General features: G+C 72.1%; 12 protein-coding genes. 3 read left to right on the top strand and 9 right to left on the bottom strand.

What is annotated here, in order from left to right; genetic code table 11:
• Nucleotides 1-62: 62 nt before the first annotated feature.
• On the bottom strand, nucleotides 63-818 hold the full coding sequence (locus ACFWSK_RS31835; RefSeq protein ID WP_383793804.1) for an SAM-dependent methyltransferase: 756 nt from the start codon (nucleotides 816-818) through the stop codon (nucleotides 63-65).
• A 116-nt stretch (nucleotides 819-934) separates the two neighbouring features.
• Nucleotides 935-2,527: a glutamine-hydrolyzing GMP synthase gene (guaA, locus tag ACFWSK_RS31830; RefSeq protein WP_383793801.1), complete on the bottom strand. Its 1,593-nt coding sequence runs from the start codon at nucleotides 2,525-2,527 to the stop codon at nucleotides 935-937.
• Nucleotides 2,528-2,890: 363 nt separating this feature from the next.
• On the opposite strand from guaA, the gene ACFWSK_RS31825 reads away from it, so the two are divergent.
• Nucleotides 2,891-3,199: a chorismate mutase gene (locus ACFWSK_RS31825; RefSeq protein WP_383793798.1), complete on the top strand. Its 309-nt coding sequence runs from the start codon at nucleotides 2,891-2,893 to the stop codon at nucleotides 3,197-3,199.
• A gap of 555 nt (nucleotides 3,200-3,754) precedes the next feature.
• Here the strand turns inward: ACFWSK_RS31825 and ACFWSK_RS31820 are convergent.
• The 7 genes from ACFWSK_RS31820 to ACFWSK_RS31790 form a co-directional block, all read right to left on the bottom strand.
• On the bottom strand, nucleotides 3,755-5,467 hold the full coding sequence (locus ACFWSK_RS31820; protein ID WP_383793795.1) for a peptidase: 1,713 nt from the start codon (nucleotides 5,465-5,467) through the stop codon (nucleotides 3,755-3,757).
• A 255-nt stretch (nucleotides 5,468-5,722) separates the two neighbouring features.
• Nucleotides 5,723-7,552, bottom strand: coding sequence for a GMC oxidoreductase (locus ACFWSK_RS31815; protein ID WP_383793792.1), 1,830 nt, complete (start codon nucleotides 7,550-7,552; stop codon nucleotides 5,723-5,725).
• A gap of 81 nt (nucleotides 7,553-7,633) precedes the next feature.
• The gene (locus ACFWSK_RS31810; protein WP_383793790.1) at nucleotides 7,634-9,262 is read right to left on the bottom strand and encodes a succinic semialdehyde dehydrogenase; all 1,629 of its coding nucleotides are present in this window, start codon (nucleotides 9,260-9,262) and stop codon (nucleotides 7,634-7,636) included.
• A 230-nt stretch (nucleotides 9,263-9,492) separates the two neighbouring features.
• On the bottom strand, nucleotides 9,493-11,157 hold the full coding sequence (locus tag ACFWSK_RS31805) for a protein kinase (protein WP_383793787.1): 1,665 nt from the start codon (nucleotides 11,155-11,157) through the stop codon (nucleotides 9,493-9,495).
• Nucleotides 11,158-11,280: 123 nt separating this feature from the next.
• A complete protein-coding gene (locus ACFWSK_RS31800) occupies nucleotides 11,281-13,992 on the bottom strand; it encodes a protein kinase (RefSeq protein ID WP_383793784.1) in 2,712 nt (903 codons plus the stop codon).
• A 182-nt stretch (nucleotides 13,993-14,174) separates the two neighbouring features.
• Nucleotides 14,175-16,142, bottom strand: coding sequence for a protein kinase (locus ACFWSK_RS31795; protein ID WP_383793782.1), 1,968 nt, complete (start codon nucleotides 16,140-16,142; stop codon nucleotides 14,175-14,177).
• A gap of 675 nt (nucleotides 16,143-16,817) precedes the next feature.
• On the bottom strand, nucleotides 16,818-18,524 hold the full coding sequence (locus ACFWSK_RS31790) for a glycerol-3-phosphate dehydrogenase/oxidase (RefSeq protein WP_383793846.1): 1,707 nt from the start codon (nucleotides 18,522-18,524) through the stop codon (nucleotides 16,818-16,820).
• A gap of 319 nt (nucleotides 18,525-18,843) precedes the next feature.
• Between ACFWSK_RS31790 and ACFWSK_RS31785 the strand changes: the two genes are divergently transcribed.
• Together ACFWSK_RS31785 and ACFWSK_RS31780 are read left to right on the top strand one after the other, a co-directional pair.
• A complete protein-coding gene (locus tag ACFWSK_RS31785) occupies nucleotides 18,844-20,106 on the top strand; it encodes a nucleotide sugar dehydrogenase (protein WP_383793779.1) in 1,263 nt (420 codons plus the stop codon).
• A gap of 120 nt (nucleotides 20,107-20,226) precedes the next feature.
• Entirely contained in the window at nucleotides 20,227-20,847 is a 621-nt protein-coding gene (locus tag ACFWSK_RS31780) for a hypothetical protein (RefSeq protein WP_383793776.1), read from the top strand.
• The last annotated feature ends 43 nt before the right edge of the window (nucleotides 20,848-20,890 follow it).

Genomic DNA, 20,890 nt, shown 5'->3' with positions numbered 1-20,890 from the left:
ACGGAAGTTACCGCCGGCCGCCCCGGGTGGCCAGAGTGCTCACGTCACCGATTCGGTACGGGTCAGGCGCTCAGCACGAGGTAGGCGAGGCCGAGCGTTCCCCGGTAGCCGCCGTAGTAACCGGTGCGGCGGGCGTCGACAGCGGCGACGACCTCGCGTCGCAGCGGATGCGTGGGGTTCGCCAGGGCCCAGCGCTCGCCCCTCCCGATGTTGGCGTTCGACTCGAACAGGTCCCATTCGCGCTGGTCGGCGACGGTCACCTGGAGCGGGCGCAGCCCGGCGGCCTCGGCGTGCCGGATCAGTCCGAGCAGGGTGGGGAAGTCTCCCGGTTCGGCTTCCAGTTCCCTCAGGGCGGCCGCCGAGGGCTCCTTCTCCCAGAAGCCGTCGCCGAACAGCACCCGGCCACCGGGCCGTACGGCCGCCCGCAGGGCCTTCAGCGCCTCCGGGGTGGAACCGGGCCAGGCGTGCGCGGCACCGATCGACACGGCCAGGTCGTAGTCGCCGCCGGTCCAGTCGGCGGCGGGCACCTCGTGGAAGCGGACCCGCTCGGCGAGGCCGCGTTCCCGCGCGAGGCGCCGGCCGCGCTCCACGGCCTCCGGGTCGGTCTCCACACCGTCACCGGTCGCGCCGGGGGCGGCCTCGACGAGCCGCATCAGCAGCTCGCCCCAGCCACTGCCGAGGTCCGCGATCCGCGCCCCTTCCGCGGGATCGCATGCGGTCACCAGCTGAGCCGCGTGTTCTTCGGAGAGCGGGGTGTTCCAGGTCAGACGGTCGTTGTGGGCGGCGGACATGAGGGCACGGATCTCATCAGCGGACATGAGCGCGGAGCCTCGCACGGGTCCGCGACCGGCGCCACCGGTTTCGCGCCCGGAACGCGGCGGCGCCGCCGCCCTCCGGGGAGGGCGGCGGCGCCGTCGATCGGGTCCGGGTGGGACTACTCCCACTCGATGGTGCCCGGCGGCTTGCTGGTCACGTCGAGGACTACGCGGTTGACGTCGGCGACCTCGTTGGTGATGCGGGTGGAGATCTTCGCCAGCGTCTCGTACGGCAGGCGCGACCAGTCGGCCGTCATCGCGTCCTCGGAGGAGACCGGGCGCAGGACGATCGGGTGGCCGTACGTACGGCCGTCGCCCTGGACACCGACGCTCCGCACGTCCGCGAGGAGGACCACCGGGCACTGCCAGATGTCACGGTCCAGGCCGGCCGCGGTCAGCTCCTCGCGCGCGATGGCGTCCGCGTCGCGGAGCAGGTCGAGCCGCTCCTTGGTGACCTCGCCGACGATCCGGATACCGAGACCCGGGCCGGGGAAGGGCTGGCGCTGGACGATCTCCTCCGGCAGGCCGAGCTCCTGGCCGACCATCCGGACCTCGTCCTTGAACAGCTGGCGCAGCGGCTCGACGAGCTGGAACTCGATGTCCTCGGGAAGCCCGCCCACGTTGTGGTGGGACTTGATGTTGGCGGTTCCGGTTCCGCCGCCGGACTCGACGACGTCCGGGTAGAGCGTGCCCTGCACGAGGAAGGCGACGTCCTCGCCACCGGCGGCCTCGGCCACGATCTCGGCCTGGGCCTGCTCGAAGACGCGGATGAACTCGCGGCCGATGATCTTCCGCTTCTGCTCCGGGTCGGAGACACCGGCCAGCGCGTTCAGGAAGCGGTCCGCCGCGTCGACGACCTTCAGCTGGACGCCGGTGGCGGCCACGAAGTCCTTCTCGACCTGCTCGGTCTCGCCCTTGCGCATCAGCCCGTGGTCGACGTAGACGCAGGTCAGCTGGGAGCCGATGGCCTTCTGGACGAGGGCCGCCGCGACCGCGGAGTCCACGCCGCCGGAGAGGCCGCAGATGGCGCGCTTGGTGCCGACCTGCTCGCGGATCAGCGCGATCTGCTCCTCGACGACATTGGTGGTCGTCCAGGTCGGCTCGATGCCGGCGCCGCGGTAGAGGAAGTGCTCCAGGACCTGCTGGCCGTACGTGGAGTGCATGACCTCCGGGTGGTACTGGACGCCGTACAGCTTCTTCTCGTCGTTCTCGAAGGCGGCGACCGGTACGACGTCGGTCGACGCCGTGACGGTGAAGCCCTCGGGAGCGGCGGAGCAGGCGTCGCCGTGCGACATCCACACCGGCTGCTCGTCGGGCGTGCCCTCGAAGAGCGTGGAGCCGCTCTTGGAGACGGAGAGCGGGGTGCGGCCGTACTCACGGGCGCCGTTGTCGTCGACGGTGCCGCCGAGCGTGGTGGCCATCAGCTGGAAGCCGTAACACATGCCGAAGACGGGGACCCCGGCCTCGAACAGCGAACGGTCCAGGGTGGGCGCCCCCTCCGCGTACACCGAGGACGGGCCGCCCGACAGGATGATCGCGCGCGGGTTCTTGGCCAGCATCTCGGCCACCGGCATCGTGGACGGGACGATCTCGCTGTAGACCCGCGCCTCACGGACACGGCGGGCGATGAGCTGGGCGTACTGCGCGCCGAAGTCGACAACGAGAACCACGTCGGTGGTGGTGTCGGGGGCGGCGGGGGGTGCTGCTGGCACGGGGCGGCCTTCCGGCGGTGGAGAGGGGGTCGGTATGCATGAATTCTACCGGCCACGGAACACCTCCCCCCGCCCGGCGGATTCCGCTTCCTCCTGAGGGGCGCACCGACGCCGCCGCCCGCCCCCGTCTCACCATCCGGGCCCGGCTTTGGCCCGGCGGCCGGGGCGGGGCCATACTGGGCGCCATGCGTCAGCACACGACCTTCGTCTTTACCTATGGCACCCGGCCCGCCGGCTGCCATGGTCGTGCTGCTTGAGCTACTGACAAGCAACGTTCCAGGCGCCCCGGGCCGACAGGCCCGGGGCGTTCTGGCGTTCCGGGCCTGTCGCTCCGGGGGGCCGCACCCCACCAGGAGTCACCTCATGAACAGCACCGCCCCCGCCCCCCTGAAGACGGCCACCGAGCAGACCGGCGCGCACACCGACGAGGCCGCCTCGCTGATCGGCGACGCCCGCGGCCGTATCGACATCCTGGACGACCGGATCATCGGCCTCGTCCAGGAACGGATGGCCGTCTCGGCGGTCATCCAGGAGGCGCGGATCACCTCCGGGGGCCGCCGGGTGAACCTCTCCCGCGAGATGGACGTCCTCAGCCACTACAGGGAGGCGCTCGGCAAGCCGGGCACCTCGCTCGCCATGACGCTGCTGGAGCTGTGCCGCGGCCGGGTGTGAGGTGCGGGGAGGCTGTACGGCCGTATCTGCGTTCGGGCCGGGTCTCACCCGTACGGCGCGTGACCGGTGCCGCACCGGCTTCGTTGGTCCGGGTGTCCGTGCCAACCAGGGGCGGCATCGGTAGGAAACCACGCGTGGCTCCGCTGGGGTGTGTGACGTACTGCAGGTACGTCGTGGGACCGCACCCCGGCGCGCGTGACCGGTCGGCAGGGGACAGCAGCCCGGTCACCCCAAGTGCGGTCGGTTTCGGGGACGCCCGAACCGGCCGCATCCGGTCCCACGGTTGCGCAGGCCGCAACCCTCCCGTTCGAAGCCCAGGGCAGGTCCCCACTGTCCCCGCCAGCCGCGCGCCGCCGCTGCCCCGGGCCGCCCTCATACCTGCACACCCGCACCCGCCTCCCGCACGGCGCTTCCCCCGGCGCCGCTCGGCGGCACCGGCATGCCGCCCTGTACTCCGGTGCTCCTGGCAACAGGCCCCGTGGACCGGTTCGTGGTCCACGGGGCCTTGTCCTGCTCTGTTCCGTTCAGCTCAGCCCAGCTCACCCTTGCGGCGGGTCAGATCTGCCGGGTACGGCGCCGGGTCACCGCGTACAGCACTCCGCCCGCGGCCAGGGCTGCGGCGGCCGCTCCCGATGCCCACAGGGCGACGGAGCTGCCGGTGGCGGCCAGACCGCCGCCGGTGGAGCCCGCCGTGGAGTCCGAGGAGCCGGTCGAACCCGAGGCCGACGAGGCGCCGGAGGTATCCGTACCGCCGGTCGTACCCGAGGTGCCGGTCGTGGTGCCGGTCGTGGTGCCCTCCGTGTCGCCGCCCGTGGAGCCGGACGTTCCCGTCGAGCCGTCCGCCGTACCGCCGGAGTCCTGCGAGCCGGTGCCGTTCAGGACCAGCCGCGCGGTGTTGTTCGCCGGCTTCGGGTCGAAGGGCAGAGCGGGGTCGGCGAGCCTGGTGTTGCGGACCGTGACCGCGCCGGAGGCGTCCCGCACCAGCTTGGTGATCTTCAGGTCGAAGGACCGGGCGATGTCGGCGCCGTCCCGGACGGTCATCCCCGTCTCGCAGACGTAGCGCGGCGCACCGAGCTGCTCCTCACGGTACGTGCCCTGCGCCGTCACTCCCCGGCAGGAGTCGGGCTTCCCGGTGACGGTCGCCCCCTCCGGGACGGTGAGGTCGAGCGTGGCGACGGGCTCTCCGGAGCGGAGGTGGCCGATCCAGGCCGGTCCGTCGTTGTGGAAGCCGATCGTGGCCGTCACCGTGTCGCCCTCGGCGCCGGTGGCCGTGTCGCCGTACGCCGCGAAGTCGGCGGTGTTCTTCGTACGGAAGTCCACTTCCTGCTGGTTGTCGCGGGGGGCGAGGTCCGCGCTCAGTGCGTTGGGGGCCTTCTTCAGGGTGAGGGCCCGGCCGCTGCCCTGGTCGAAGCGGGCACCCGCGCGCTGTGCGGCGCGCTGCTCCGCGCTGTCCTCGTTGACGCGGTAGACGAACGTGTCGTGGAACGCGCGCTCGGTGGCCTTGACGGACAGCGGCTCGGCCAGCGTGTACGTGGCGCCCGCCTCGTACGAACCGGGGAAGGAGCAGAGCGCGGTGGACCAGGGGATGCCGGCCTGGGGGCCCGCGCCCTCGGTGTACTCGCAGTTGGCGTAGCGCTCCGGGAGCTCCAGGCCGCGCGAGTACATCAGGGTGAGCAGGACCCCGTCGGCGGCGGTCGTGCCCGCGTTGGTGAAGGTGACCGGGGCGGGCTGGACCTGGCCGGGAACGGTCTCCTGCTTGAAGGGGAGCTGCTTCATCACCAGGTCGGGGCCGCCGATGGTGACCTTCGTGGAGAACGGGACGAAGGTCGCTCCCTCCGCCGAGCCCGTCACCTTGATGGTCCCCGAGGCGCCGTCCTTGCCGCCCTCGGCCGCGGCGAGGCCGAGCTCGGCGAGGGTGCTGAGGCCCGGGTACACGCCGTAGTCGTGGCAGACGGCCGTGGCGCCGGTGACCTCGCAGTCCGCGCCGGCGTCCTCGCCGAACGAGACATCGGCGACGCCCGCGACACCGCTGAGGTCGAAGGTGACGGTGATCTCGCCCTCGTAACCGCCGTTCTCCTCGTCCTCGGACGGGTTGTCGACGGTGATCCCGAGGGACGTCTTCTGCGGCGATCCGTTCGCGGGGTGGGGATGCAGCGCGATCTCGGCGGCGCCGCCGATCGTGAACTCCGGACCGGCCGCCAGCAGGACGACGGCGGTGAGGCTACCTGCGGTGTGGCGCAGCGCAGTCCTCGGGGAAAGGCGTGTCATCGCGAACCTCTGGTGATCAACAAGAGCTGTGGGACTGCTGTGACGCAGTTGCGGGTTCGACCACGCAGCCGTTCGAAGAGTTGTCCTGCTCAAGATCACGGATTGAGCACGGAGAAGCGAACACAAAGCCGCGCCGACGGCCGGTACGAGTGGGCGCCGCGGCCGACAGGGCGGGCCAGAAGCTCCGCCGAGACCGGTTTCTCGTCCTCGACGACGGTGTCTGCCGGACCTCTGGCCGGCTCCGGACGCGGACCGTTACAGCTCGGCCTTCGGCGGGACCGTGGGGATGCCCAGGAACGGCAGCTTCAGCGCTCCGAACGCGTCCTTCGGCACCGCAGGCGTCCGGGGCTCGACCGCCGACAGCCGCTGATACGCCTCGCCCTGCGCCGGACGCGGGTCGGTCTCGCCCTTGTTGGGCCAGAAGGACATGGCCCGCTCCGCCTGCGCGGTGATCGTCAGCGAGGGGTTCACGCCGAGGTTCGCGGAGACCGCCGAGCCGTCGACGACCGAGATCCCCGGGTGGCCGTACAGCCGGTGGTACGGGTCGATCACACCGGCCTCGGCGTCCGCGCCGATCGGGCAGCCGCCCAGGAAGTGGGCGGTGAGCGGGGTGCCCATCAGCTCCCCGATGTTCGACCCGGCGAAGCCGTTGATCTCCTCGGCGAGCAGCGTCGCACCGCGCGTCGCCGCCTCGATCTGCGTGGGGTTGGGTGCGCCGTGCCCCTGCCGCGCGGTGAGCAGGCCCTTTCCGATGCCGCCGGGCTTGCGGTACGTCGTCAGGGAGTTGTCCAGCGACTGCATGACCAGACCGATGATGGTCCGCTCCGACCAGCGGCGGTTGGAGAGGGAACGCACGGCCAGCACGGGGTGCCTGACCATGCTGCCGGCCCAGCGCAGGACCCGTCGGCTGCCGTACGGCACCTGGAGGATGGTCAGCGCACCCATGGCGTTGGAGCCCTTGCCGTAGCGGACCGGCTCGATGTGGGTGTTCTCGTCGGGGTGGATCGACGAGGTGATGGCGACGCCCTGGGAGAAGTCGGCCTTCGCGGCGCCGTGCTTCTTCCGGTACCTGCGGTCAGTGGTCTGCGAGCCGACGAGGCCCTCGGAGTTGGTGCGGGTCAGCTCGCCGAGCCGGGAGGAGAGCCGGGGCAGCAGCCCCTGGTCCTTCATCGTGTGCAGGAGGGTCTGCGTGCCGTACGTGCCCGCCGCCACGATCACCTTACGGGCGCGCAGCCGGGTGGGCTTAGCCTTCCTGCGGCGGTCGGTCGGGACGGTCGAGACGACGTAGCCGCCGTCCGGGCCGTCCGTGACGGCGACGACGGACGTCATCGGGTGGATGACGGCGCCCCCCTTCTCGGCGAGGTGGAGGTAGTTCTCGTTGAGGGTGTTCTTCGCGCCGTGCCGGCATCCCGTCATGCATTCGCCGCACTCGGTGCACGCCTTGCGGTCGGGGCCCGCGCCGCCGAAGTACGGGTCGGCGACCGCGCCTCCCGGCCGTGCCTTCGCCGTACCGTCGGCGTCCTCGCCGTCCCCGAAGAAGACGCCGACCGGGGCGAGATGGAAGGTGTCGCCGACACCCATGGCCTGCGCGACCGCCTTCAGATGGACGTCCGAGGGCGTCGTGGTCGGGTTGAGCCGCACCCCCAGCATGCGCCTGGCCTGGTCGTAGTACGGCTTCAGCTCGTCGTGCCAGTCGGTGATGCCGGCCCACTGCCGGTCCTGGAAGAACGGGGCCGGCGGAACGTACAGCGTGTTGGCGTAGTTGAGGGAGCCGCCGCCGACGCCCGCGCCGGCGAGCACCATCACGTTGCCGAGCAGATGGACGCGCTGGATGCCGAAGAGGCCGAGGGCGGGGGCCCAGAGGAAGTTCTTGATGTCCCAGGAGTTCTTGGGGAGGGTCGCGGGGGTGAAGCGGCGGCCCGCCTCCAGGACCCCGACCCGGTAGCCCTTCTCCGTCAGCCGCAACGCCGACACGGCGCCGCCGAAGCCCGAACCGACGATCAGGACGTCGTAGTCGAAGGCGGCGTCGTCGTCGGCCACTCCGTCGCGCACGGACCGTTTCTGGGCAGGGCTGTCCTGGGACATGGCTCTCCTCGGTACGAAAAGGACAGAAGGTGCTGCTGTGTGCCGGGGGCTGATCAGCAGGTGCTGCGGCGGGACGACCGGTCAGCGCAGGCGGAACGCCTTCATGGCCTTCAGGCTGACGCTCATGAAGGCCGCGTGCTTCTCGTCGTCCATCCCGAAGGAAGGGGCGAGCGGGATCAGCCGCTGCTGGGCGATGGTCTGGGCCTCGGTGTACTTGAGAATGCCCTCGGAACCGTGGCGGCGGCCGAGGCCGGAGTCCTTCATGCCGCCCATCGGGGACTGGACGCTGCCGTAGGCGGGTGCGTACCCCTCGTTGATGTTGACCGTGCCGGTCCGCAGCCGGGCGGCGACCTGGTGGCCGCGCTTTCCGTCCTTGGTCCATACACTCGAATTGAGTCCGTACGGGGTCGCGTTGGCGAGGGCGATGACCTCGTCCTCGTCGTCGAACCGGTAGATCGAGACGACGGGCCCGAAGGTCTCCTCGTTGCAGACGGCCATCGGCTCCTGCACGCCGTCGAGGATGGTCGGCTCGTAGAAGAGCGGGCCGATGTCGGGCCGGGCGACGCCGCCCGCGACGAGCCTGGCGCCCTTCTCGACGGCTTCGTCGACGTGCCGGGTGACGGTCTCCAGCTGCCGTTCGCCGACGAGCGAGCCCATGTCGGCGCCGTACGCGAGGGAGTTGCCGAGCCGCATGGCCCGGGTGCGCGCGGCGAAGCGCTCCACGAAGTCGTCGGCGACGGACGCGTGGACGTACAGCCGCTCGATGGAGATGCAGAGCTGGCCCGCGGAGGAGAAGCAGGCGCGGACCGCGCCCGCCGCCGCCTTCTCCACGTCCGCGTCCTTCAGGACGAGCATCGCGTTCTTGCCGCCGAGCTCCAGCGAGACTCCGACCAGCCGGGCGGCGGCACCCTGGGCGACCTGGCGTCCGGTGCCGGTCGAGCCGGTGAACGACACGTAGTCGGCGCGCTTGACGACCTCGGGGCCGACGACGGGGCCTTCCCCGAGCACGACCTGGAACACCTCGGCGGGCAGCCCGGCCTCGATGAGCAGGTCACGGGCCCACAGGGCGGTCAGCGCGGTCTCCGTGTCGGGCTTCATCACGACGGCGTTGCCGGAGACGAAGGCGGGCAGTGCGTCGCCCACGGACAGTTCGAGCGGGTAGTTCCAGGGCGCGATCTGGCCGATCACCCCGCGGGGCTGACGCAGCTCGGTCACCTTGGTGAGCGTCGGGATGACACCGGTGTGCCGCTTGGGCTTGAGGTACGAGGACGCCTTGCGGCCGTAGTGCCGGGCGGCGACGGCCACCGCCTGGACCTCCTCGTGGGCGTGCAGCCTGGCCTTGCCGGTCTCCAGCTGGATGAGGTCGAGGACCTCCGCCTGGCGTTCCAGGACGAGGTCGTGGAAGCGCAGGAGCACGGCGGCCCTGGTGCGTACGGGGATCGCGGCCCACACGGGCTGGGCGGCACGGGCCCGCTGGAAGGCGGTCGCCACGTCCTCCGGGGTGGACTCGGGCAGGTCCGCCAGCTTCTCCCCGGTGAAGGGGGTGTGGTTGGCGGTGCGGCCGGAACCGACGACGCCACGGGTCAGCTGGGCGACCACCTCGGGGGTGACCACGTCGGCGGCGGTGCGCGCGCCCGCCGGGGCGGGGGCGACCGGGTTCGTGCCCAGGGAGGCGCCGGAGGTGGCCGTGGATGCCTGCGTGTCCGTCATGAGGGCGAGAGTATGTGCAGCCGCACTCTTTGGGTACCCGTCGGTAATAGGTTTTCACCATCCCCACAACAGCCCCGCGAGCGGACCCGCCACCGAGCCGCCAACCAAGCCAGTGATCGCTGGCCACATAACTGCTGATCAGCGGCTATCCCCGCACCGGCCGCCCCCGCCCCGGACCGGAGATCGCGCCCGCCGGGCCTCCGGCAGGTGCGGAGAAAATCTTCGCGGCATCAGCCGCCCTGGCCCGGCGGCCGCCAGCTGCGCAGCATCGTCTCGAACCGCTCGCGGCTGGTCTGCCAGTCCTCCTCGGGGCCCGTCATGTAGAGCGCGTACTCCGGGCCGCCGGTCTCGGCGTAGTACATCTGATCGATCCCGTGCCGCGGGCCGGGGTGGTCCTTGGACTCGGTCCAGGTGAATTCCCACAGGGAGCCGGGCCGGTCGCGGTAGACGTTCGAATGGAGGGCCAGGCGGGTGTAGCCGGGCAGCCGCTTTTCGAGGTCCCTCTCGATGTTCTGCGTGTGCGCGAACGGGCTCTCGAAGTCCGGCGCCGGATCGATGCTGATCCGGATGCGGTGTCTGCCGTTGTCCGGCGTGTAGTCGATCTGACTGCCGTCCGTCTGCCGTTGCCAGTCGACGGGCACGACGAGGCTGAAGCCCGCCGGGTCCTCGATCCGGTGCCAGCCGTCGGGTATCTCGGGGGCGGCCTGCTCGCCGTCCTCGGTCGGCCTCGGCGCTGCCGAGGTGGGACCGGAGGCCGGCGTCGCGGTCTCCTCGGTACGCGGACCTTCCTCGCCGCCCCCGTACTTCGTCGCCAGGAGACCGGCCACCGCACCGAACACGACGAGCACGGCGAGCGCCACGAGCGCCGGGCGCCACCGGCCATCGCGCGGGCGCGTGTACGAGGGAGCGCCGATGCCTCCGGGCCCGGCGAGGGTGGCGTGAGCGTCCGGCTGAACCGGCTGCGGGAGGTGGGCCGTTGAACCGTCCGGCACCGGCATCCCCCGCAGCACCCCGTCGGGGACCCGCTGGGTCGGCACGTACGCCTGCGCCTCCCGGGGCTCGCGGCCCTCCATCGCGTCCAGGAGCATGCGTTCCGTCTCGGCCGCCGTCGGCCGGTCCCCCGGCTCCTTGCGCAGCAGCGCGGTGATCACCGGGCCCAGCGGACCCGCCAGGCGGGGCGCGGGGGGTTCCTCGATGACGACGGCCTGCATGGTGGAGATGGGAGACGTCCGCCGGAACGGCGAGCGTCCCTCGACCGCGGTGTAGAGCGTGGCGCCCAGCGACCAGAGGTCGGAGGCGGGCCCCGGGTCGCCGCCGCGTACCCGTTCGGGCGCCAGATAGTCGATGGAGCCGACGAGTTCGCCGGTCCGGGTGATGGTGGAGTCGCCCTCGATCGCGGCGATCCCGAAGTCGGTGAGCAGTACCTGTCCGTCACGGGCGAGCAGGACGTTGCCGGGCTTGACGTCGCGGTGCAGCACCCCCGCACTGTGCGCGGCACGCAGGGCGCTCAGCACGTGGAGGCCGATCCTGGCCGCCTCCCGGGGTTCGATCTCGCCGGACTCCTTGGCGGCGTCGGCGAGCGAGGGCCCGTCGACGTACTGCATGACGATCCAGGGGCGGTTGTCGTACTCGATGACGTCGTGGACGGTGACGACGCCGGGGTGGGTGATACGGGCGGCCGCGCGCGCTTCCTTCTGCGTACGGGCGTGCAGCACGGCCCGGTCGGCCTCGGCCACGTACAGCCCGGCGGTCAGCTCCTTGACGGCCACCGTCCGGTGCAGCACCTCGTCGTGGGCGCGCCAGACCTTGCCCATGCCGCCCCGCCCGAGGACCTCACCGAGCCGGTACCGCCCGGCCAGTACGGGTCCCGCGTCTGTGCCCTGCGTATGTTCCACGTGTGTCCCCGCCCCGTTCCCTCGAATGCCAGGTTACGGAGGGGACGGACGGCCATGGAACCTCGGACCGCTCACGAGACCGCACTGTGATGCTTGTCCCCCCGGACGTGATGCGCCGACTGCTCAGGGGGCAACACGGTAGGACGCGATGGCCTGTTCGTAGATCTCGGTGACGCGGTCGCGCTCGTCCTCCGGGCCGATGACCTGCACGGTGTGGTAGCGGCCGTCCACGATCATCACGAGGTTGCGGACGTAGACCTCGCGGCCGCCGTTCTCCTGCCAGGTGAACTGGCCCTCCGCCATGGCCTGTCGGCCGACGTCGACGCGGCGCAGCCCCGTCGAGGAGGACCAGCTGGACTCGCGGAACGGCTGGAGCTCGGGCTCCTTGTCACGCTGGTAGTCGAGCGGATCGCTGCCGTTGGCCTCGACCGTGTCCCGGCCGGGCACGACAAGCACGCTGAACCCGTCGCTGCCGTACCGGACCTGACGGTCCGTGTTCGCCGGGCTGCGCTGCCAGCCCTTGGGCACGCCGATCTCGAAGCCCTCCGCGTCCTTTCGCAAAGCATAGCCGGGGGCGAGCGCGACGGCGGAGCGGCTGGTCTGCGGCTGCTGCGAACCGTCCGGTTCCGAGGCGTCGTCGGAAGGCGGCCGGCTGCCCGGCTCGCTGGGGGCCGCCGAACCTGACGGGGCGCCCTGGGTGCCGGTGTCCGCGTCCGGCTCGGACTTGGGCATGAACATCAGGGCGTAGGTGACGGCGGCGGCCATGGCGAGCAGGATGAGCACGAGCAGCAGACGCCCCAGCCGTCGGGGCGAATGCCCGTCGTCCCGTCGGGGCGGGGGCGTACGCAGCGCCTTGGGCCCCTTGGGCTCACGGGGCAGCCGGGGCTCGCGCCGCGGCTTCTCGTACCGCGGCTGGTCGTACCGCGGCTTCTCGTACTTCTGCTTCTGCTTCCCCTGGCGGTGCCGCCCGTGCGCGGGCCCGCCCGACCGGCCGCGGCGTCTGCGGACCAGCTCGCCCCTGCGGCGCACGATGGGCAGCCGGGTGTCGTCGGGCGACGGCAGCGGTACGACCTCGGTGCCCGCCTCCGGCTCGGGCGCCGAACGGACGAGGGAACGCAGCCAGCCGCGCAGCTCCTCGAAGTCGGGCCGCTCGGTGGGGTCCTGACGCAGCAGGGACTCGACGACCGGGCGCAGCGCGCCGCACTCCTCCGCGAAGGCGGGCGGCTCCCCGCACACCATCTGGACGAGTTCGGCCGCGTTCTCCTCGGGGTACGGGGCGTGGCCCTGGACGGCCCGGTAGAGGAGGGCGCCGAGTGCCCACAGGTCGGTGGACGGGCCGATGGGCGGCGCGAGCTGCCAGTTCTCGTGGACCGGGCCCGCCTGCTCGGGGGCCCAGCGCTCGGTGACCGCGCCGACGACGGCGATCCGTGCCTGGCGGGCGCGTTCGGCGGCGAGCGGCGTCGCGGGGCCGCGGTAGGCGGGCGTGCTGCGGCTGCTGCCCGCGACGACCTCTTCCCAGCTGCCCGACGGCTCGCCCACGGGCAGCGGCCGGCGCTCCTGGGGCGTGCCGTGGCCGGGTCCCTGGGAGCCGCCGCCGAGCCGGCGGGAGTCGGCGCGCAGCGCGTCCTCGCCGGAGCCGCCCGCGGGCACGGGGCGTCCGGAGCCGGGGCCGTCGTCCCAGGTGCCGGCCAGGTGCACCCGCCGGCCGGGCGGCTCGTCGCCGCCGCCGTCGTACTCCTCGTCGTCCTCGTCGTCGTACGGGTCCTCGGCCGTCGAGCTCCAGGCTCCGGGCAGGAGCGGTCGTTCGGCGGGCGGCCGCTGGACCGGGAGGGCGTCCTGTCCGTCCTCGTCGCCGGCCGCAATGTCCGCGCCGCCGTCCCGCTCCTCGTTGACGCGGCCCGCAGCGCGGGCGCCCGCGCGGTAGGCGGCGATGGCTCCGGCGCGCGCGGCACGCAGATGGGCCGCGCTCCCGGCGCCGGGCTCGGCGACGGGGACGGCGGGATGCGCGGGACGGGGTACGAGCTCCCGGCCGTCGGCCGCCGGCGCCTCACCGAACGGCGGACCGGCCGGCGCGTCGAGCGCCGCGGGCGCACGGGAGGCCGGGACCTCGGCGGCGGGCGACGCGGGCCGGTACGGCTCCGGGTCGCCGGGCGGCACGTACGGGCCGGTGGGACCGGACTCGACCGCCGGGGCGGCGTAGCCGTCCTCGTCGTCGAACTGCGGCGCCGGGACGTACCCGCAGAGTGCTTCCTCGGCCGCCCCTGCGGCCAGGCCGGTCAGCACGACGCGGCCGTCGTCGCAGATCAGCACCGTCCGCACGGTGATGTTGCGGTGGGTCCAGCCGTGCGCGTGGAGCACGCGCAGGGCCGTCAGCACGTCGGAGCCGATCTCGGCGGCCCGGTACGGATTGAGCGGCCGCTCCGCGAGGAGAGCCGCGAGCGGGCGGGCGGCGACCAGTTCGCTCACGATCCAGAGCGAACCCGCCTCGGCGAACACGTCGAAGACCTGGTCGAGCCGGGGGTGGTCCGGGACCTGCGCCGCGGCCTGGGCCGCCTCGATCGCGCGCCGCACCGCGGGGTCCGTGGACCTCCGTACCGTACGGCCGGTGGCGCGTCTGGCGGCGGAGGGCGGTCCGTCCGCGCGGAAGTCGTGCGGGTCCCGGCCGTCGTCGAGCACTTCGGCGTCCACGACCTCCGGCAACGGCACCTGGCGTACCAGGACTTCCTGGCCGCTGTATGTGTCGAACGCCCGGGTCTCGACCAGTTCGTACTCATCGGACGGGGGCAGCGGAAGGCGGTAGCGGTCGGCAAGTACCCGACCCGCGTAGTCGTCCACGACGCCTCCCCAGAGCGCGCTGTCCCCCGGTCACCGAGATCGCAGTAAAGCCGTCAATTATGGCCAGTTACCCTGCAACTGACCCGTCATTCCGGCTGCGTACGGTCCTCGGCCTCTCACGATACGTGGCAAGTCGCCGCGGCGCGGCCGGGTCACCTCAACCCGGCCGTCCCGCGGCTCCGTCAGTCGGTCGGCTTGAAGGTGGCGAACGCCGTCTCGCGGAGCGTCCGGCACTCCTTGCCGTTCCATTCGCTCGACTTGCAGCTGATCATGATCGAGTAGCCGTGCGTGGCGTCGACCTTGAAGCCCCGGTTCAGGACCCGGATGCGCTGGCCCTTCTGATTCCGCTCGAACTTCCAGTCGGCGACGGTCGGATAGCCGTTGTACTCCACCGTGTCTATGCCGAGGTGCTTGTAGCCGTCACTGAGGGCCCTGGTACCCGCGACGGCCGCCGACCAGGCGGCAGCGGCGTCGTCCTTGGGCGAGCTGTTGTAGTCGACCTGGACGCGCGGGAAGCCACCGTCGACGTTGTAGATGCCGCCCGAGTTGCTGCCCGCTATGTCGTTGCGCCTGAAGTCCGCGGGCATCGCCATGGCGAAGCGGAACCGCTTGTCGGTGACCGTCTCGTATCCGGCGGGCAGCGCGTCGGCCGGGTCCGGCTTGGCGGGCTTGTCGGTCTTCGGGTCCTCCGAAGGCTTGTCCGACGCCTTGTCCTTGCCCTGGCCCTTGCCCTGGTCCTCGTCCTTCTTTCCGCTCCCGTCCGTGCCCTCGCCCTTGCCGGAGGCGTCGGAGCCGCCCGTGGCGGCTCCTGCCGATGCGGACGTGTCGCCACCGGTCGGGCCGCCGCCCCGGGGGTCCTCGTCACCGCCGCCGAGACTGAACGCGAGGACGGTGCCGATCACGGCGAGCACGACGATGCCCGCGATGACGGCGAGCGTGCGGCGCGGCACCACGTCCGTGAGCGAGGCGCGGGCCTGGGTGGTGGGTGAACTCGCGGGACGCTGCGGGGGCACACCCGCGGCCGAAGCCGCCGCAGCGGGCGCCGCCTTGGCGTTCCGTACGGAGCGCAGTGCACCGCGCAGCCGCTCCCGGGCGCCGTCGCCGGACCCGCCCGGCCCCGCGGTCGCGGCGGCCGGGACCGAGGCGGACTTGGCGGCGGGCTTCGGAGCGGACTTCGACGGGGCCTTGGGCGTCCGCTTCGGAGGCGCACCGGCGCCGGCCGCGATGTCGGCGGTCGTGGGCAGGGCCATGACCTGCGTCGAGTCGGCCGGCGGGGGTACGGGCCGCTCGGGCTGCTCGGGTGCGTTGATCACGTCGTTGAGCAGGGCCCGCGCACCGGCGTCGTCGAGCCGCTCGTCGGGTTCCCTGGCCAGCAGGCCGTAGATGACCTCCTCCAGGGGCCCCGCGTTCTTGGGCGGGTCGAGCGGTTCGGTCATCACGGCGGTCAGCGTGGCGATCGCCGACCCCTTGTCGTAGGGCGGGCAGCCCTCGACGCTCGCGTACAGCAGTCCGCCGAGCGACCAGAGGTCGGCGGGCGGTCCCGGCTTGTGCCCGCGGGCCCGCTCCGGCGAGATGTACGAGGGAGCCCCGACGAGCATGCCCGTCGAGGTGACGGACGGGTCGCCCTCGACCTGCGCGATCCCGAAGTCGGTCAGCACGACGCGCCCGTCCTCGGAGATCAGCACGTTGGACGGCTTCACGTCACGGTGCAGAATGCCCTCGCGGTGCGCCTGGCGCAGTACGTCGAGGATGGCGAGACCCACCTCGGCCGCGCGCTTCGGCGTCAGCGTCCCGTCCTCGCGGATCGCCTCGGCGAGGGACTTGCCCTCGATGAGTTCCATGACGATCCACGGGCGGTCGTCCTCTTCGACGACGTCGTAGACCGTCACCGCACCGTTGTTGCGGATCCTGGCGATCGCCTTCGCCTCACGCAGGGTGCGCGTGATCAGCCGGCGCTTCTCGTCCTCGTCGATGGCCGAGGGGAACCGCAGTTCCTTGACCGCCACCGTGCGGCCCAACGTCTCGTCGACGGCGCGCCAGACCGTGCCCATACCGCCCCGGCCGAGCACCTCCCCGAGCCGGTACCGCCCCGCGAGAAGACGGTCTTCCTTGTCCCGTTGGGGCTCCCGTGCCTGCTCCGCCTCCGACATGCGTCCCCTCTGCGATCAACCCGCCCTGGCAGAGCGTTCATTGTCCCTCACCCCGGGACCGGTCCTGGTGCCGGGTCCGGGGTCGGCCATGTTGGGACGGGAGGAAGGAACCCCCCGCCATACCGTTTCTCAGGGCGCTGCCTGCCGCCCCGCTCGTACTGAGTCTGCCCGGCCTGGGAACGGCGACCCTGCCCAGCGAACCACACCTGACACCCGCGGCCTCCCATCTCCCCCGGCTGGTCGTCCGGGGCGGTGCCCCGGCGGCGGCGCTGCCGGCTGGTAACACCGCCTACCCCCCGTACGACTTCTACGCATCGGCCGGTTTCCGGCACCGGCCCGACGACGGTTCCGGGCCGGAAGCGTCACCAGGACGTTCGTCGCGACGGCCGTGCTCCAACTCGCCGCCGAGGGCAGACTACGGCGCCGGGCCGCCCGGGGCGCCTACGGTCTGGGCATCTCCCCGCAGAGGCTGTCCCGCGGGACCACGGTCAGGGGCCACGACGGCCGCGTTCCGGGCAGTTACGTCCGTACCGCCGCGACCCGCGACGGCGGACGCTCCCTCACCTTCCGCGGCAGCACGGACGCGTTGCCGACGAGACCCTGGGAACCGGTCTGCTCGAAGCGGAGTTCTGCCCGTCGCGCCCCTCACCGCCGACCGGGACGCCCCGAAGCCCGTCAGATCGGGACGATGTCGGGCGCGCCCAGCCGCGCCGCGTCGGCCGTCTGGTCGTCCGGCTGACGCTGCGACTCCCGCTCCGCCTCCACCCGCTTCTCGTAGTGCTCGACCTCCCGCTCGATCTGACCGCTGTCCCAGCCCAGCACCGGAGCCATCAGCTCCGCGCAGAGCCGTGCGCTGCGGGTGCCCCGGTCGAAGGTCTCGATGGAGATCCGGGTGCGCCGTGTCAGTACGTCGTCGAGGTGGCGGGCCCCTTCGTGCGAGGCCGCGTAGACGATCTCCGCGCGCAGGTAGTCGTCCGCGGCGGGCAGCGGTTCGCCCAGGGACGGATCGGCCGCGATCAGGTCGAGGAGTTCCTCCGTCAGTGAGCCGTAGCGGTTGAGGAGATGCTCCAGTCGGGCGACATGCAGCCCCGTCCGGGCGGCGATCCTGGCCCGCGCGTTCCACAGGGCCCGGTAACCCTCGGCGCCCAGCAGCGGAATGTCCTCGGTGACACAGTCCGCCACCCGCTGGTCGAGCCCGTGCACCGCCTCGTCCACCGCGTCCTTCGCCATCACCCGGTAGGTCGTGTACTTGCCGCCCGCGACGACGACGAGCCCGGGCAGGGGATGCGCCACCGTGTGCTCGCGCGACAGCTTGCTGGTGGCGTCGGACTCCCCGGCCAGCAGCGGCCGCAGCCCCGCATAGACACCCTGTACGTCGTCCCTGGTCAGGGGTGTGGCCAGGACCGAGTTCACATGCTCCAGCAGGTAGTCGATATCGGCGCTGGACGCCGCCGGGTGCGTCTTGTCCAGGTCCCAGTCGGTGTCCGTCGTGCCGACGATCCAGTGCCGGCCCCAGGGGATCACGAACAGCACTGACTTCTCGGTCCGCAGGATCAGCCCGGTCGAGGAGTGGATGCGGTCCTTCGGGACGACCAGATGGATGCCCTTGGACGCGCGGACGTGGAACTGCCCGCGCTCACCGATCAGCGCCTGGGTGTCGTCCGTCCACACCCCGGTCGCGTTCACCACCTGTTTGGCCCTGACCTCGTAGACGCCACCGGCCTCGACGTCCTCCACCCGGGCCCCGACGACCCGTTCACCCTCGCGGAGGAATCCGATGACCCGTGCCCGGTTCGCCACGTGCGTGCCGTATATCGCCGCGGTGCGCACCAGCGTGGCCACGTAGCGGGCGTCGTCCATCTGGGCGTCGTAGTACTGCAGGGCCCCGACGAGGGCGTCGCCCTTCAGCGCGGGGGCGACCCGCAGGGCCTGGCGGCGGGAGAGGTGACGGTGGGCGGGCAGTCCGCGGCCGTGCCCGGACGACACGGACATCGCGTCGTAGAGGGCGACGCCCGAGCCCGCGTAGAGCCGCTCCCAGCCCTTGTGCTGCAAGGGGTAGAGGAACGGCACCGGCTTCACGAGATGCGGTGCCAGCCGCTCCAGGAGCAGTCCGCGCTCCTTCAGCGCCTCCCGCACGAGTGCGAAGTCGAGCATCTCCAGATAGCGCAGCCCGCCGTGGATCAGCTTGCTCGACCTGCTCGACGTGCCGGACGCCCAGTCGCGCGCTTCGACCAGACCGGTCGAGAGCCCTCTGGTGGCCGCGTCCAGTGCGGTCCCGGCGCCGACCACGCCCGCCCCCACGACCAGCACGTCCAACTCGCGCTCGGCCATCGCGGTGAGCGCGTCGGCGCGCTCGGCGGGTCCCAGTGTCGCTGTCCTCACTGCTGCCTCCCGGTAGATCGGGGTGTCCGGCACGGTGCTGCGGGCCGGCGCGGGTGGCCGGCCGACTGTGCCCACGACTCGATTCTGTCCGCGGACCGCGACTTCAGCCACCGCCTGTGGACAACACCCCGGCGACTGGAGTCACACAATGCGACAGATAGGTCATATTTACGCTTAGTCTGACATTGCGCTGTCCCCAGCAGTTGCGCTTTCCGGCCTCATGGTCTTAGGGCGCGTCTGGCGCGGCGAGGTGCCGTGCCAGACGCGCTGACCCGGCCATGACCCGCCGGACAGGCCCTAGGGAAGGACGACCCTCCACATGCCCGCAGACCTCGCTGTCATCGGACTCGGTCATCTCGGCCTGCCCCTCGCCCAAGCCGCCACGGCAGCGGGTATCCAGACCGTCGGCTACGACACCGACCCCCGGCCCTTCGCCGAGCTCTCCGCGGGCCGCAGCCCCGTCGAGGGTTCGCTCACGGCCTCGGACATCCGCCGGATGATCTCCGGGGGATTCCGGCCCACCACCAATCCGGCTGAGCTGGGCCGGGTCCGTACCGCCGTAATCTGCGCCCCCACCCCCCTCGGCGCCGACCGCACCCTCGACCTCGATGCCCTCGGCGACGCGGCCCGCGCCCTCGCCGCCCGGCTGCGCCCGCACACCACCGTGCTGCTCGAATCGGCCGTGCCCCCCGGCACCACCGAGAACCTCCTGCGGCCCCTGCTGGAAGAGGGCTCCGGGCTGCGCGCCGGACGCGACTTCCACCTCGCCTACTCCCCCAGCCGCCTCGACCCGGGCAACCGCACGTACGTCTACGCCAACACCCCCAAGGTGATCGGCGGCCTCACCCCGGCCTGCACCGAGTCGGCCGCGGCGTTCTACGGCAGGCTCACCGACAAGGTCGTCCGGGCCCGCGGACCGCGCGAGGCGGAGATGGCCAAGGTCCTGGAGACGAACTTCCGGCACGTCAACATCGCCCTGGTCAACGAGATGGCAGTGCTCTGCCACGACCTGGGTGTCGACTTCTGGGACGTCATCCGGTGCGCCGAGACCAAGCCCTTCGGCTTCCAGCCCTTCCGCCCGGGCCCCGGTGTCGGCGGCCACGGCACCCCTGTGGACCCCGGCCACCTCCCGTACAACAGCCGCACCCCAGGGCACCCCCTGCGCATGGTCTCGCTCGCGCAGGAGATCAACGACCGGATGCCGCAGTACGTGATCCAGCGCTGCGCCACCCTCCTCAACGAACACGGCAAGTCCGTCCGGAACGCTCGCGTGCTGCTCCTCGGGGTCACCTACAAGCCGGACCTCGCCGACCAGGAGGCGTCCCCCGCCCGCGAGATCGCGGGCCGGCTGATGGACATGGGCGCACAGATCGGCTACCACGACCCGCACGTCCTGGACTGGCGCGTACGCGAACTGCCGGTCCCGCGCGCGGACTCGCTGTACGAGGCCGCGGCGGGCGCCGACCTGACCGTGCTCCTCCAGCACCACCGCACGTACGACCTCCAAGGCCTCGCGGTGAAGGCCCAGCTCCTCCTGGACACCCGGGGAGCGACCCCGGCGGGGGCCGCGCACCGGCTCTGACACCGGCCGCCCGCCCAATCCCCGCAAGGGATTCCGGTGGGCGATGTCCGAGGGGACTGCTAGCCTGCGGCGTCACTTCTCGCACAGCCGTACGCATCCGTCCCAGGGGGAAACACCACCATGAGCCAGCCCGTGCCGCCGAACCAGCCCCAGCAGCCCTACGGCGGCCAGCCGTCCGACGGCAACCCGTACGCCCAGCAGTCGGCTCAGCCTGGTGCGCCGACCGGCAACCCGTACGGTGCCGGGCAGGATCAGCCCGGTGCGCAGACGGGCAACCCCTTCGCCGGCCAGCAGCCCGGTCAGTTCGGCGGCGGCGCCCCGTTCGCCCCGGCGCCCCCGGCCCGTAACAACCTCGGCCTCGGCATCCTGACGGCGCTCGGCACCGCCATCGTCGCGGCCATCCTGTACGGCGTCATCGCCGGCTCCATCGAGCGCGAGGTCGGCTACGCGGCAGTCGGCGTCGGCTTCCTGGTCGGCTTCGCGGCGTCGAAGGTCGGCGGCGGCAACCCGGCCGTCGTCGGCGCGGCTGCCGTCTTCTCCCTCGGCGCCGTCTACCTCGGCCAGCTCGTCTGCCTGGCCATGATCGCGTCGGATCGCTTCGGCGTGCCGTTCGCCGACATCTTCCTCGACCACTTCGGCGATCTCACGAAGATCTGGAAGGAAGAGTCCGACTTCATGACGTACCTCTTCCTCGCCCTCGGTCCGATCGCCGCGATCGGTGGCGCCCGCAAGGCCGACTAGTCGCCCCGCGGTACGCATGACGGGAGGGCCCGGACCAAAGGCG

The sequence above is a fragment of the Streptomyces sp. NPDC058620 genome (assembly GCF_042717135.1).
Lineage (GTDB): Bacteria > Actinomycetota > Actinomycetes > Streptomycetales > Streptomycetaceae > Streptomyces.
This window is presented reverse-complemented; position numbering and strand designations above follow the sequence as displayed.